Origin of the sequence: Vibrio sp. SCSIO 43097, from assembly GCF_023650755.1 — a bacterium.
Classification (GTDB): Bacteria; Pseudomonadota; Gammaproteobacteria; order Enterobacterales; family Vibrionaceae; genus Vibrio; species Vibrio alginolyticus.
Genome location: NZ_CP071840.1, coordinates 1,922,797 through 1,936,462 on the forward strand (window position 1 = coordinate 1,922,797; position 13,666 = coordinate 1,936,462).

A 13,666-nucleotide genomic window follows, 5' to 3' on the forward strand; every position below is an offset into this window, starting at 1 on the left:
TATTCTTCAGTATTCAACACGTATCAATACGTTATTAAACCACAAGCGAATTTACCTCTTGAACTATCATTAGGCGTAATGGTCAACAAACGAAGACAGAAAAAGTCACATGAACGCAAATCAATCAATATCTCGATATGGATTACAATAAGAATCACCTCCACATAGCTCAGGTTTAGATCAGCTCTCTATGCAAATTAAAATCTGTTATTGATACTTCTGTTGGATAATAAGCAAAACAAATACGACACATTACGACGTAGTACTATGTATTCTCAACGCCTGTGTTAAAACTGATGTTGGGTGAATGATGGTATTTGATTCTATTGAGAGACACGAAGACAGAGTTAACTCTCGCTACGAGAAAACGCTGCAAGAAACGATTTTTCATTTAGAGCAAAAAAACAAAGAACTTATGCAAAAAATCACGCAACTTGAATCACGACTTAATCATGATTATCTAACAAAGCTTAAGAGCCGTGAAGCTGCCCTGAACGCTATAGATTCGTCTTTGAAAAACAATGAGATTCATACTATAGCTGTAGTATTTATGGATATGGATAATTTAAAATTAATCAATGATTATGGTGGTCATATCTTAGGTGATGAGGCGTTGAAACTCTTTGGTTCAACTTTAAAATTATTGGAAAAGCCTGCACACTGCATATCCCGTCTAGGAGGAGACGAATTTATTGCGATCTTACCAAATTACACAGAAAGTCAAGTACATGAATGGTGCTTGGCACTAGATGAATTACTTAAACAAACCAACCCACTGAGCTTCAATGCACAAAAAATCAAAGTTACAGTTTCAACAGGATATTATTTATACGACAAGCACTCTGATAACCCAACTAAAACCAGTCAGGATATGATTGAACTGGCTGATTCTTCTATGTATGTGTCTAAACGAGAAAAGTTTACAATAAGGAAAAGAACTCCAACAACACGGACGATTTAACATATAAACAAACCAATAACATATTAGCCCTCGGTTAATAAACTTATTATTATCTTATCAAGATAACATTAAAAATTATGGTTTTTATACCTACATTCAACCAAAAGTTAAACCATAAAATATAGACACCCATAAGAAAAACAATTTAATTTACAAAAAAATAAATAGCATAATAAATAGTGCATGAAAAATATAAATAGCATTTACTTTGTTATTTGAAAATTTAAAATAAATCACCTTTTATCATTTTAAATAATCTAAATATTTATATTTATTAGTGCGATAGCTTTTAAAACAACCAACAAATTAAACCTGATTATATAAAGTAAAGAATAAAAATAAACTATAATTTCATAGTATTTATGGTTATAATATAAGAAAAAAGAAATTAACAAGCGGATACTGCTCTTCCCTATTTGTTCCAAATAGGTCGTTTGTAGCTTTAGCCTCCCGCTAGTCGGTTGCGCTAACATGCTTCGCAGTTATCGCTAAGTCGCACGCTGTTGCTCTATAGATAATAAAAATAAAATAATAATAAAAAGAGAAATAATAAAATGAACTTATCATTAAAAGAAGAACTAGATGACGCAATAAGAGAAATAGTATCCAACACTAAAAGAGAAAATAAAGATAAGCTAAGATCGCTTATTGAGAAAACAGATTACAGCTTAGAAGAATTACAAGTTGTTGTACCTTCCCTACTTCCACCTTTTTCAAACACATCTAAACTTACGCTAAGTTCTCATGCGCATTTTTGTAATTGCATTTTAAAAAGTATTTACGCTAAAAATAATGCAGATAGCTTTAACGATGATGTTGTTACTGAATCATTTCGCATCCTCGATGCAGTGAAAAACGGATTCAAAGAAGAGCGCAAAGAAACTAAAGACTTATACAATATTGCATTAAAAACACATATAACAGCAGAACAGCACGAGCGCTTCATCGCTAACAAGAAAAGTTACAACTACCGCTCTAACGCTGCTTTTCTTAGAGACGTAGCTTTAAATCAAGTCGAACCACGACCAAACAATGACGAAGCGTATTCAAACTACTTTAAAGAAACCAAGGAGCTATCAAAAGCCCTGCAAGTGCTTGCAGAAGATCTTGAGGATGCTGACAGCGCTGAGATAGCTGAACTGAGTAGAGGCATTAAAGAACTTGAGAAGATCGTTAATATTATACGCAAGCTAGCAATAGATTCTCACTCATCAGCAACAGCTAAAATACTAGCTTTAAAGTACTTATCTTCGCGTCAGTTAGATGAGATATGCAAACAAAAGATACTAGAAGAAGCTGAATTATAAAGCCTAAACTCCCGCCTTATTTTTAAGGCGGATTTATCTACCATTTCTTATTACTTTCTCACTAACGATAATAATAAAGAGACAATAAAATGATATTTACAGAACTAGAATGCACAAGAAGTCAGCAAACCGCTAAGGACGCTCAGAACCTCGTGGAATATGGCGCTAAACAAAAAGACGCCGACAACCTAGTGAAGTACGGAGCTGGTAAAACAAAACATGCTCCAGTATCCCAAGGACACTCCTTCTTCATCTGCGCTAATGAAATCGAATCCATTCCAGTTGAGATGAGCGAACTGGCTACTGGCGCTGACTGGCACGATGCTATCACTGAACTGCAAAGCAGCTATAAGCACAACCCTACAGTCAAACACCCTTTCCGCCACTTCGTCATATCTATAGACGAAGGAGAGCGACTTACAGACAAGCAGTGGCGTAAAACAGTAAAAAAGACTATGAATCACCTAGGTTACGAAAACGCACGCTACATCGCGTTTAGACACGAAGATACTGATTCTCAGCACGTACACATAACTGTATCAACACAAGACTTGGAAACAAACAAAGTCATCAGCAACTGGATGTCTGTTGAAGCTGCACAAGAAATCATGCGCGAACAAGAAAAAGAGTTTGGATTAATACAGCTAGAAAACTCATCAGAGATACTAGCAAGGGGCGAAGCAGTCGTTTCTGACAAGTACTCTCACTCAGTGAAGTTGATGATGAGACGCTTAGTTGAGTCAAGCATTAAAGAGCTGCCAGCGCTAGTACGAGCTAGAGCCAAAAATCTAGAGAAACTAGGTGTAAGCGATGAGCACACTACTAAAGCGAGCTTAGCTCTTTATCAAATAGCACTGTTAAGAAATGGCGTCGAAACAATACTTAAAGAAGACAGAAGCAACGAAAAATTCGTTGGTCTTGTTTACAAATACAATGACTTCATCATACCCGCTTCTAAGCTCAGGAGCGGTAACAAGTTCACCCTCGGCGGCTTGATAAAATCTGGTGTTCTAGCAAGTGATGCAAACATTATAAGTAACTATGACGAGTCACAAATTGAAAATTACGAAGTTAGAGAATTGTTTGAATCGCAAAAAGATTTTGCAGAGCAAAGATTTGAAACAGTAAGAAGAGATGCTGAGGCACATGCTGATAAAGTAAAAAAACAAATGGAGGAATGGGATAAACACATGTTTAACTTCTTCATTACCTCGTGTAAAAAGCAACATCAAAAAGCTATGGAAGATGCGATAGATTTCTGGCTCTATCACGGTAAGCGCATCAAAAAACGCGACAAAGCTTTCGTTCACGCAATTTATGAGCAGGAACAAGGCATATACTCGGCATCTAAATCGCTAAGTAAATTCTTCTATCATCTGCTTCTAATCTTTTTCGAACTAAGCAAGAAGAACCACTGGGAATTGAAAATAACCCCTGTCGCGGCACATGAAGATCAAGACCTAGCAATTAACCAAGCCATTGAACAAATAGAAAAAACATATAAAAACGAAGGTATCTTTTCTGACAACAAAAAGCAGAACAGAAGACGCAACATCAAGAAGAAACCAAAAGATATCGCTGAAAATACATATTAATGCAAAAAAGAGGGCTGAAGCTCTCTTTTTTATTTTTGTAATATAAATAGAAAAACTCACCATCATTTAAAAATAAAAAATTAACTGATGAATTTAATACAAACAATAACATTACAGTTTATATTATAAATTTAAATGCTATAATTAAAATATAACAACAAATAATAATAAAAAGATAATAATATGAGTATTTTTAAAAAAATAAATAATGAATTAACTGATAACGTTACAGTAACACCAAAACAAAAGAAATCTCCCCTACCGCGATTTCAAAAAAACAAAAGTGGCAAGATACTTTACATTATTGTCCGAGATCCTGAGTTAATAAATAGTAGCGGCAACGCAACACATATAACATTAATAAAGCTACCGATCACTGCCCCCTCCTCTCCGCGTTCTATAAAACACCTCATTGCCAAATATGGCACTGAAGAAGCGAAATCTGGAAAGTACGAAATTACTGAGCACAACTTTGACGAGATCATGTCTCACTTTAGACCAGCTAACGAGTTATATAAAAAGTACAGAAAAGAAGAACTGCATGAAAAGCAAAGCGTTGTTATTAATTCAAAAGAAGAGCAAGTCTGCAAGATTGCTGCATTGATACATCAAGCATCAGATGCTTTTGACGAGCTAGAGGGTGAAGATGAGATTGATGTTCTTGAAGCACAAGAAATCCATCAGGCTTTGTACAGAGTGAAAAACAGACTCAGAGCAGCAAGAATGCCTGATACTTACTATAACGAGTTTCTCTTTAAAGAAGATGATAAAGAATCTGTTGAGCATATGCGCAGTAAGCGTAAGTTTAACCTTGAAGACAAAGCTAGCCTTATGAGATTCGTTAAAGTCTTTTCTAAGCTAACCCCTCTAAAGCTTCGTGACCGTGACTCATCAAAAACTGATATAAAAGCAGTAGCATTAAGAAGAAAAATCGAAGAACTCAAACAAAAAGTAGAATAGAACCAACAGCCCCGATGGGGCTGTTTTTCCTTTTTACCCTTGACTGCGGGTAAAGCACAAACTACCCTCTATCGCGGGTAAATACGAGGAATTATTATGTTGATAACATCATCTAGGCAGTTAGCAATACATCTGCGTGACGAAAGAAAACACAAGAACCTGTCTCAAGCTAAGGCTGCCGACCCCGTGGGTCTAAAACAAGACACTATTTCCAAGTTTGAGATTAATCCAGAGACCACCAGGATTCAGACTCTATTTCGCATCTTATCATCGCTAAATCTGGAAATGCATATAGTGCCGAAAGGAGAAAGTATCGAACTGAAAGCCGACAGTGGGAGCGAAGAGAAATGGTGAATAAAGCCATTCCAACTAATGAGAATCAACCAAATCGGCATGTTCAACGAAATAAAGTGCCGCTGATTTTAAGCAAGCTACCTCATTCCCATGCATGGGAATACAATTAGACATCTGATCGTCATATTAACTCTGAAAAGTTATGGCTAGATCGTACAAATCACTCTGCTGGTATTGTAGTTCACAACTGGACATTTTCGTGTTACGAATAGGATCAATATGCATTCGACTCGGATGAAAAAATATATGGATAACATCTATACTCATGTTCAATGTTACGGAACCACTACAAGGACTGCAACAGGCGTTAGCTATTAAGCTAGCGCCTTTATCTTTAACTATTTTATATTGGACTCGAAAACACGAACTAACTCTTTTACTTTGACAATACAGTTATTGGCTACACATCCGTATTTTTCATTGTATTTAATCAAGGAAACCAAATATGACCGATAACCTTTTATCTTATTTTGTAACTGGTCATCAGAGTACTGGATGTAGAAGTTTATGTTTTCGCCGTATGTTCTTTTAAATTTGTTATAGTTCAACTGAAAAATACTCTCCATGATATAGACAGAATCTCTATTTTTTCTTAAAAGTGCAGATAGTTTTTTTAAGTGTTTTAGTTTTTTATCAGAGAGTCTAATTGAACCAATGGGATCTTGTTTGTAAACATTAAAGAACAGGTTTTTCTTTAACTTGGTATTCTGAATTACATACCCATTAAGCGATATAGTATTCTCTACTGCCTTTCTTTTTCTTTTTTTTAACTTAAGAGAAAGAGTGGAGACAAATATAGAGATGTCTCTTTCAAACTGCTCAGAATGGAGGTATCGACTCTTGCTCGATGAAAAAAGCATATCATCTGCATATCATCTGCATATCTACTGTATACAATCCCTTTATCTTCACACAGTTTCTGGATCAAAATATCGATTCTTCTAAAAATTATATTAGAAACGACAGGGGAAGATGAAAAGCCAATAGGAAGTATTTCTTTTTTTTTTATGTCATCATCGTCGAAATTATTATTAACTTTGTGAGTAATAGACATATAAGCAATGTCTAATGCCGAGTATTTTGCACCTTTTTTGTCATCACTGAAGTACTGACTCAGGAGGTTTTTAACTTCCAACACAGATATGGAGTGGAAAAACTTCTTTATATCGAGTCTTAAAAAGTAATAACCACTGATGTGTGGTCTTAGAAAGTCATAATAAGACTTACCAGGGACAAAACCGCAAGCAGAAGAGTTTACAGGAATCTTGGATAGAACAAACCTTGTAATTCTATCATTTACGATTTTGTGATCAGAATCTTTTAATATCTCGAAAAATATATCAGCCCCAGACTTTCGTTCAATGACACTGGTAGAAAAATCATCTAATAGTGCTACATTACCTTTTAGAATGGCGTTATTAAAGAATTCATCACTAACTTTTTTATTCATTATATTGCTTCAACCCGATACAAAAGAACACTATTACACCGTAGGTGTGTACTATCAGACACATTAATCAGCGCGACCAGATTAGTAACTATTGGGACTGTACTCAAAGTTACTGGAAGACGAACTCCCAGAAACAAAGAGAGGGAGGGGCAAGCCCTCAGATACTCGTGAAAACTCATATCTCCCCTCTACTATCGGGTTGAAGCATACGAATAATATCATAAAGCTCAGGGAAGTAAACCTTGAAGGTACTTCCAAATGTCTGATTCTTATGCAAAGATTGAGTTTCTATATATTCAACGGCATAGTTAATAAAGTTAGTTGTCCATCCGTCTGTTTTCTCGAGATCTTTATTTTTAACAGTGGCTTGCTCTAGTAAACCCATTAGCAATTTAGCGTGTCTAGATGTGTATCTTAGGTTTCCGTTTACTTTATTACCTTTTTGCATGGTTTGTTTGTACGCTTCAACATTAAAGTGACTATAGTCAGTAAGAGCTTTAGACTTTCCATTGAAAATAACTCGTATATAATCAATTAACATATCTTCGGTTATGAACTTACTATTATTAATCCTAGTTATAATTGATTGAGTATTAGTGCCATACTTTTTGTCTAACCAACCATATAGAATCTCAGCACTGCTTTTCTGAATTAGACATCCTTCCAAAGTTGTTCTATTAATGTAGATATTTTTTTCCAATAAGCGTTTTTTTACGGCGGAAAAAATTTTATCAAAATCACTTTCCTTTAAGAAATCTTGTTTTGTAGGATCAACCTTAAGATTCTTTTTATCACACGACAATAAATATTTAACATTCTTCATTTTGTCTTTTTGTTTTTTACTAAATCCGAGTTTGTATTTATTAAACTCAGCCTCTAAAGTCTTCTTCCAGAAGTTAAAATAATTACCGTTTTTTTGTAGTTTCAATTCAAAACTATTCGGTTGACCTTTAACTGATATAGCCTTATCAGCATCAAAGAGAAACATGTAGGGGATCGCGGAGTTAGAGTAAGAAGGGTTAACTCTCTCCCCAATGACATTACTACTACTCTTATATATATCGATATTTCTTAGATGTGGAAAGTGCTCTGATAGCATCATATTGCCAAATACTTCTAATTCGCTTTCCCCCTCAACAAATAGAATATAATCACTAAAAAATAATCTAGCTTCATTATCGCTAAATGTGTTAATAAAGCTTTCACTATCATACGTTGAATTTAGAGTATGAATCGATGTTGTTGAGTCACTTCTCTTTTGAAAACAAAATACTCGTTGATAATCACGAAATTTCTTGATTATCTCTTTTACAATATTTGGTGAATGCGTAGTCAAAAACACTCTTGGTCTTGTTACTTTATGATCACGACCGTTATTGTACTTATAGCTGTTATAGATATCGTGAATTAACACCTCATTCATTTTTGGATGAAGCCCAAGCTCAGGTTCGTCAATAAATACAAACGGTGTTATATACTCCCTTCGCGAAATTGTAATTAATATTTTTAAAAACGTCTTAATGAAATGAAATGAATTTGTACCATCTGAGTGATATTTAAGATCATTTTCATCTATCTCAAATCGATATCCTTTTAAGCCCGCCTTAATATAGCTTAATAATTTTTCTTTTTGTGTGCTCGGTTTGGTAGAAATCGTGCTATTTAGTTCGGATATATAGTTTTTATATGAACTTTCACCATCAGCGTTAATGGACTTGTCAAAAAAGTCAATTATAGTTTGATCATCTATTTTTGACAGATTGAATGACTTCAATCGTGATATAAGATCCCATAAGCTATCCCATTCATGTAGATCCATATGCCTAGGTTCAATATGGAAAAAAGGGAAAAGGTATAAAATCAGATTTAGCGTCTGCTTATCATTTGTTGACCACTTTACCTTTCCATCGTTATATATATTCAACGTTAACGTATAAGTAGTATGGTCGTTATCGTATCGCATCAATGTAAACATACTTCGTTTATGCAATGGAACGAGTTTTCTAATGATGAATGCGAAATACGTGTTGGTTGGTTGCTTCCTAGCGATTCTAAAGATTCTAGTCATATCAAAGGTTATTGATATCGAACCTTTATATGAATAGTTTGAGTTGAGCTTGGGCGGCAACTCTTCTTTTCCTTCTAATTTGTTGTAAAAAAACTTTAAGACTTTAAGTAAATTAGATTTACCTACATTGTTCCTACCAACAATACAGTTCATATCATTCAAGTTATTGACGACCAGTTCATCGAATGATAGTAAATTAGTAATTTTGATTGCTTGTACAGTCATAATACACTCGAATATATTTTTATTCACTATATCATGATCTTAGAGCTTTTTCTCCACTCAAGAACCTATACAAAGGGAATTTAGGCGCTAGAGAATAATGTATCAATAGTGGGCGGGGGATTTTTGTTCTATGAGTCCAAAGTGAATTTATGCTTTCACAGCAATATCCAATTTCCTATGTATGAATGAATGATGTGGTAGACAAAACATCTAAAGCATCTTGTTCGCTCATTACCCAGTACATTTTGGGTGCATGAGCAACTGGGTTGCGCACTGCCCCAAAAAGTCCAACAAGCATATTGCTAAAGCCTTTCTGTTCGCTTATTTCTGTTTCTGTAGTTAAAGAGTTGATTTTTAGTACAGGATTTTTAACAGAAAATGCTGTATTTACGAGTTCAGCACCATCAGTTGTTAATAGGGACATATCCCGAATTCTTTGCGCTATACCTTTTATGGCTTCTAGAACTGCATGAAAGTAGTTTTCATCGAGTAATTCAGCACGGCAATACTTAAACACTTCAGTGTGAGCACCTCTATCTTCAAGCTTTACTCTTAGCGCTCCAGCTCTCTCTCTTGCTCCTTTAAGGGTCGTCTCTTTGTCTGTTCGGATAGTTTTTCCATCCTCTCGGACATGAAAACCAGAGAAAGACAGAACCACATTCAGCTCAGACCGACGCCATTCAAATTTTTCTTTATCACGAGCATAGTTAACAGGATTCAATGCACGATTAATAAACATAATTAGATGGTTACCAACTTGATACGTATTTTGAGCACTGACTAAAGCGTTAAACAACCTCTTCCATTTGGTCATCGTTGGGCTGATATCAAGGATTTTGCAATCCTGAATTAAATATCCTAACTCTGCTCCTGTTAAGCCTCTTTCAGTGTCAGCAAGCACTCGGCAAGCTGCCTCTAAAGTTTGTGCATTGAATGGTTCAATTCGTTCCATGACTTTGTCTGTATAATTTCATTTGATCAACTTGTTTTATAATCTGCTATTAGGAAAAGTAGGTCAAGAACTGGCGCGAGAGATTAGTCATAGATCTGGAGCTAGCGCATTTTGAGGCAAAGGTGATTTAAGCAACTACGAAGGATTCCTTCCTAGTTGCCAGCACGGAATAAGGGCAATTCGAGTTATCTTTTTTAATTTAGTAAAACATGAATTAACTTATATGGAAGCGGAACCGAGTCACAGTTACGAAGTCCGCTTAACTGTATTCAATTCAAGATTAGCTCTTACAAATTACACTACTGATTACAAAGAGTCTTGATCATATGAGTTTCATGGTTAAGGATATTTTTTCGCCCTACTCCATCAGGCCCCCACTTATGGTAGCTCATCATAATTGCTTGCTTTAAGCTCTCTGCACGATTGTTCTCTTGATAGAACGTCTTCTTATCTTGCGGAGAGTAATTACTAAGCCTTGAGTTACTGCTTGGCGAAATAAGACAGAGATTGCCAAATCGATCCACATCGTCCATCTTACGTGCGCCAGATGGATCGGTTTGCGGGAAGTAATGTTCAACAGAGGTTCGGAATGAAAACTGGAAATCATCAAAGTGCTTCCCAAGTTCTTTTTTACCTATACCATCAAACGACTCATCGTCAGATAGACGCTTCCACAATAGGTAGTCTAGTCGATTAAACACGAAGTTTTGGACGCCCGTCCCTTGATGCAAGACGCCAACATTATCCTCCCTAAACTCAAGTTTCGAACCACCACAAATTTCATCAAAGTAGCTATCACTCAGAGCTTCAAGATCTATCAAGTACGTACTACCATCGACTTCCAACCTTTCATTGTCAGTAGCTAGGATATTTAATATCCTTAACGCATCATTTAACCAACGCTTATAGACTAATGCTGGATTCGATACATGGAACATTGCCAATATCATGCGAATCTTTTCGTTATGGTCACTAAAGGCATTTGGATACTCAGGACTTAAACTATTACCGTTTTTATAAGCATTGAGCCTTAACAAACTCCACTTACGTTTTTCATCGTGTTGATCAGGCTTAATTATGTAGCTATCAAATAGAATTCGGTACTTAAGCAGTTGATACACAAAGTCTTTGGCACCAACCCTCAAACCATCGTCTTTAGAAATAAATGAATCGATCAGCTTCTTGTCATCTAACGAAACGTTTTCTTCTGTCTTCATAAGTTTTAAAACATGAAGCAAGAAGTTTGAGAAGTCGATAACAGTGCCAAAACGCTCTTCTTTCTCTCGATCTTCATCATCACTGTTTGAGCTGGATGTCTTGTTGGCGATAATTTCTCGTAGCGTCATTGCATCTTGCTTTTGCAGCTTGCTCGTGTGCTTATTTTGTATAGCTTCAAAGCTATGTGGCATGGTTTGCCAGTCGTCACCGAATACTTCTTTTCGCAAGTCAGATTGAAAGCCCATCTGCGTATAGCGCTTCATATTCGAGCAAGCATCCCAAATTGTAGAAAAGCAGCTTCTTTCCTCATCAGTAGAAAGTGTACCCATGAACTTCGCTTTCAATACTTCATGCTTTTCCAACTGCTCACCACGGTTGTTCATGATCTCAAAGTAGTGGTTAAGATCGGTTTGCGGTGGAACAACAACTCTTAGTATGGTAACGCTTTCTAACAGGTAATCGAAAAACTGCTTAGTTTTATCGTCTGCGTCTAACCCTTTGGTTTTGAAGTAACGCTGAATAATGTTAAAGGCAGCATGGATGTTAGGTTCTTCTGACTCGCCATTGGTTTTACCTGTATAGATATCATTTAAGGCTCTGGATGATTTTGGGCGACTATCAAAGGTTAAATTAATATCTAGCCCTTCGAGTTCGTCGGTATCCAGTACTTCTCGATGTTTTAGATATGCCAATAAGATAGAAAGCGTTGTATGCCTTTGCTGTCCATCAATGGTTTCGTATACCACATTAGGTTGGTGTGAATGAGTTGTACGCTGATAAACAACGAGGCTACCCAGATAATACTTAGCTTGTTGGGCGGTAGCAGCTTCATCTGATTGAGTAATAAGCCCAGCGGCGTCACTAATATCTTGGATAAGCTACTCAATCTCAGGCGCACCCCAAGCGTAGTTACGCTGATAGATAGGAATCACGTATTGAGTTTTGCTATCGAAAAGATCTTTAACTGATAACTGCTCTACTTGGTTCGAATCACTCATTTGCACTTCCCGATTTCATTGATTCAATTGATACCTGCACGTCCTTAGCGTTATTGAACTTAGGCTCTTTGATATTAGGAGGCTGAAAGTTCAACACCTGTTGAGGGTGAACGGCTTTTCTAATTGCTCTGAACAGCCCGCTACGAGTTTTGGCGTAATTGTCTACCGACTCCATGCCAATGCGTTGCAAATCAAGACGTAAGAAATACGCCCAGCGATAGCAGATCTGTGCTGCTTTATCTAATTCCACATCACCGAACTTATCGTAGTAGTACATCACCGCACACAGGAATAGATTTCGCACATAGCTGTCTCCTTTACGGTTGCTGCCACTGTACTTAGTGTGTTCCTCTACAAATGAAGCGAGCGTTGCATCCTTGCCCACAAACAAACTTGAGTGGATGGTCATATAGTGCTGAATGTACTCAAAGAACCGTTTTCCGTTGATCATCACTTGATCAACTTGGAATGGATAGCCCTTGGTTTGCTTATCCCATTTACGCGCAGGATCGGCATTAAAGGTTTCAATCGCATAATCAAGCGCAAGCATTGCATCGACATAAGCGTATTGAGTGCTGTCTAGGTTGATACCTTTGAACACATCAATGTTATGGCGACTAAATTGAATGCCGTAGTCTCCGTCAATCCACCGACGCATTCTGAACAGGAATTCCCCCAAGATGGTGTGCAAGTTTGCTGACTCATCATCAGGGTTAACGCCCTGTTCCCACAAACTTACATGGTGCAGACGTTCGGTTTGCTCTGTTGAGTCCATCATTTCACGTAAGTGGTAAGCCTTTAGCAAGTCATGAGGGGCAAGCGTTTTACCACGAGCGTTTTGCGAATCGAAGAACTGGAACGCTTCGCTCAGATCATCTAGCGTAACTTGGATAAGCTCACACTTAGTAAGAACAAAGTTGAGTAGTTCCTGCTTTTCGGTAGCAGGCAGACCTGCTACTCGTTCAGAGATAATCTGTGCATTATTCTTGAGGTTTTCGATACTGACTGAGGATTCAAACTTATGCTCAAGAAGAGTCGATGAAATGCTTTTATCTGCCCCATCAAGAATGGTACAAAGTAGCGTTAAAGTAAGCAGGCGCTGCTGACCATCAACGATGTTGAGAGCATCATCTTTTTTTTCACTTTCTGAACCTTTGTCTTGATGCAGTACCACCGTACCAAGCCGATAACATGGCTTAGCACGATGGTTAAAAATGTCATCAATCAGTTGATTGACGTGCTTAGGCTGCCATTTGTATGGGCGTTGGTACTAAGGAATCGTGAGTTTATGCTCTAACAACTGCGCAATGGTTTGAGGTTGATTGAAGACAATTGCCATAATTACGCCACCTGCTCAATAATAACTTCAGTTAGATACAGTTGAGTAGCTTGAAACTCTTTTAAGCGAGCTTTATGTTGGTCGCCTAGTGTCACTAACTCTTTAAACGCAGGCAGAATGAACCTAGTTATAATATCGGTTTCATATAACTTGGCTTTGTTGATACTGGTGACCATTCCGTGCGCTCGCTCAGTTTGTCTTCGTTTCATCAGTATACCGTAAATACTATATGAATCCGA

12 protein-coding genes are annotated in these 13,666 nt (G+C 36.8%); 5 read left to right on the plus strand and 7 right to left on the minus strand.

The window, feature by feature from the left end:
• Positions 1-307: 307 nt before the first annotated feature.
• From J4N40_RS09540 to J4N40_RS09560, 5 genes are all read left to right on the plus strand, one after another.
• Positions 308-961: a GGDEF domain-containing protein gene (locus J4N40_RS09540; RefSeq protein WP_250654215.1), complete on the plus strand. Its 654-nt coding sequence runs from the start codon at positions 308-310 to the stop codon at positions 959-961.
• A gap of 554 nt (positions 962-1,515) precedes the next feature.
• Complete coding sequence (locus tag J4N40_RS09545) at positions 1,516-2,268, plus strand: chromosome partitioning protein ParA (RefSeq protein WP_115385934.1); 753 nt, start codon at positions 1,516-1,518, stop codon at positions 2,266-2,268.
• An 89-nt stretch (positions 2,269-2,357) separates the two neighbouring features.
• Positions 2,358-3,863, plus strand: coding sequence for a relaxase/mobilization nuclease domain-containing protein (locus J4N40_RS09550; protein WP_029809388.1), 1,506 nt, complete (start codon positions 2,358-2,360; stop codon positions 3,861-3,863).
• Positions 3,864-4,046: 183 nt separating this feature from the next.
• On the plus strand, positions 4,047-4,823 hold the full coding sequence (locus tag J4N40_RS09555) for a hypothetical protein (RefSeq protein WP_025591604.1): 777 nt from the start codon (positions 4,047-4,049) through the stop codon (positions 4,821-4,823).
• Between the two features lie 96 nt (positions 4,824-4,919).
• Positions 4,920-5,177, plus strand: coding sequence for a helix-turn-helix domain-containing protein (locus J4N40_RS09560; RefSeq protein ID WP_025593110.1), 258 nt, complete (start codon positions 4,920-4,922; stop codon positions 5,175-5,177).
• A 766-nt stretch (positions 5,178-5,943) separates the two neighbouring features.
• Here the strand turns inward: J4N40_RS09560 and J4N40_RS09565 are convergent.
• From J4N40_RS09565 to J4N40_RS09595, 7 genes are all read right to left on the minus strand, one after another.
• Positions 5,944-6,627, minus strand: a complete 684-nt coding sequence (locus J4N40_RS09565; protein ID WP_250654216.1) for a reverse transcriptase domain-containing protein — start codon at positions 6,625-6,627, stop codon at positions 5,944-5,946.
• 175 nt (positions 6,628-6,802) lie between these two features.
• On the minus strand, positions 6,803-8,920 hold the full coding sequence (locus tag J4N40_RS09570) for a retron Eco8 family effector endonuclease (protein WP_029809391.1): 2,118 nt from the start codon (positions 8,918-8,920) through the stop codon (positions 6,803-6,805).
• A 175-nt stretch (positions 8,921-9,095) separates the two neighbouring features.
• Positions 9,096-9,872, minus strand: a complete 777-nt coding sequence (locus J4N40_RS09575) for a TIGR02391 family protein (protein ID WP_115385932.1) — start codon at positions 9,870-9,872, stop codon at positions 9,096-9,098.
• 299 nt (positions 9,873-10,171) lie between these two features.
• Entirely contained in the window at positions 10,172-11,965 is a 1,794-nt protein-coding gene (locus J4N40_RS09580) for a DUF262 domain-containing protein (RefSeq protein ID WP_318098384.1), read from the minus strand.
• Between the two features lie 3 nt (positions 11,966-11,968).
• Positions 11,969-12,088 carry a DUF262 domain-containing protein gene (locus J4N40_RS09585; protein ID WP_250156715.1) on the minus strand — a complete coding sequence of 40 codons (120 nt, stop codon included), beginning with the start codon at positions 12,086-12,088 and terminating at the stop codon, positions 11,969-11,971.
• Complete coding sequence (locus J4N40_RS09590; protein ID WP_250156722.1) at positions 12,081-13,316, minus strand: DUF262 domain-containing protein; 1,236 nt, start codon at positions 13,314-13,316, stop codon at positions 12,081-12,083. Before J4N40_RS09590 ends, J4N40_RS09585 begins: the two co-directional genes overlap by 8 nt.
• A 113-nt stretch (positions 13,317-13,429) precedes the next feature.
• Positions 13,430-13,636, minus strand: coding sequence for a hypothetical protein (locus J4N40_RS09595; protein ID WP_029809394.1), 207 nt, complete (start codon positions 13,634-13,636; stop codon positions 13,430-13,432).
• Positions 13,637-13,666: the final 30 nt, after the last annotated feature.

Excerpts from the sequence above, each read along its gene's own strand:
- J4N40_RS09540 (WP_250654215.1), top strand. The coding sequence starts at position 308 with ATGATGGTATTTGATTCTATTGAGAGACACGAAGACAGAGTTAACTCT.
- J4N40_RS09545 (WP_115385934.1), top strand. The coding sequence starts at position 1,516 with ATGAACTTATCATTAAAAGAAGAACTAGATGACGCAATAAGAGAAATA.
- J4N40_RS09550 (WP_029809388.1), top strand. The coding sequence starts at position 2,358 with ATGATATTTACAGAACTAGAATGCACAAGAAGTCAGCAAACCGCTAAG.
- J4N40_RS09555 (WP_025591604.1), top strand. The coding sequence starts at position 4,047 with ATGAGTATTTTTAAAAAAATAAATAATGAATTAACTGATAACGTTACA.
- J4N40_RS09560 (WP_025593110.1), top strand. The coding sequence starts at position 4,920 with ATGTTGATAACATCATCTAGGCAGTTAGCAATACATCTGCGTGACGAA.
- J4N40_RS09565 (WP_250654216.1), bottom strand. The coding sequence starts at position 6,627 with ATGAATAAAAAAGTTAGTGATGAATTCTTTAATAACGCCATTCTAAAA.
- J4N40_RS09570 (WP_029809391.1), bottom strand. The coding sequence starts at position 8,920 with ATGACTGTACAAGCAATCAAAATTACTAATTTACTATCATTCGATGAA.
- J4N40_RS09575 (WP_115385932.1), bottom strand. The coding sequence starts at position 9,872 with ATGGAACGAATTGAACCATTCAATGCACAAACTTTAGAGGCAGCTTGC.
- J4N40_RS09585 (WP_250156715.1), bottom strand. The coding sequence starts at position 12,088 with ATGAGTGATTCGAACCAAGTAGAGCAGTTATCAGTTAAAGATCTTTTC.
- J4N40_RS09595 (WP_029809394.1), bottom strand. The coding sequence starts at position 13,636 with ATGAAACGAAGACAAACTGAGCGAGCGCACGGAATGGTCACCAGTATC.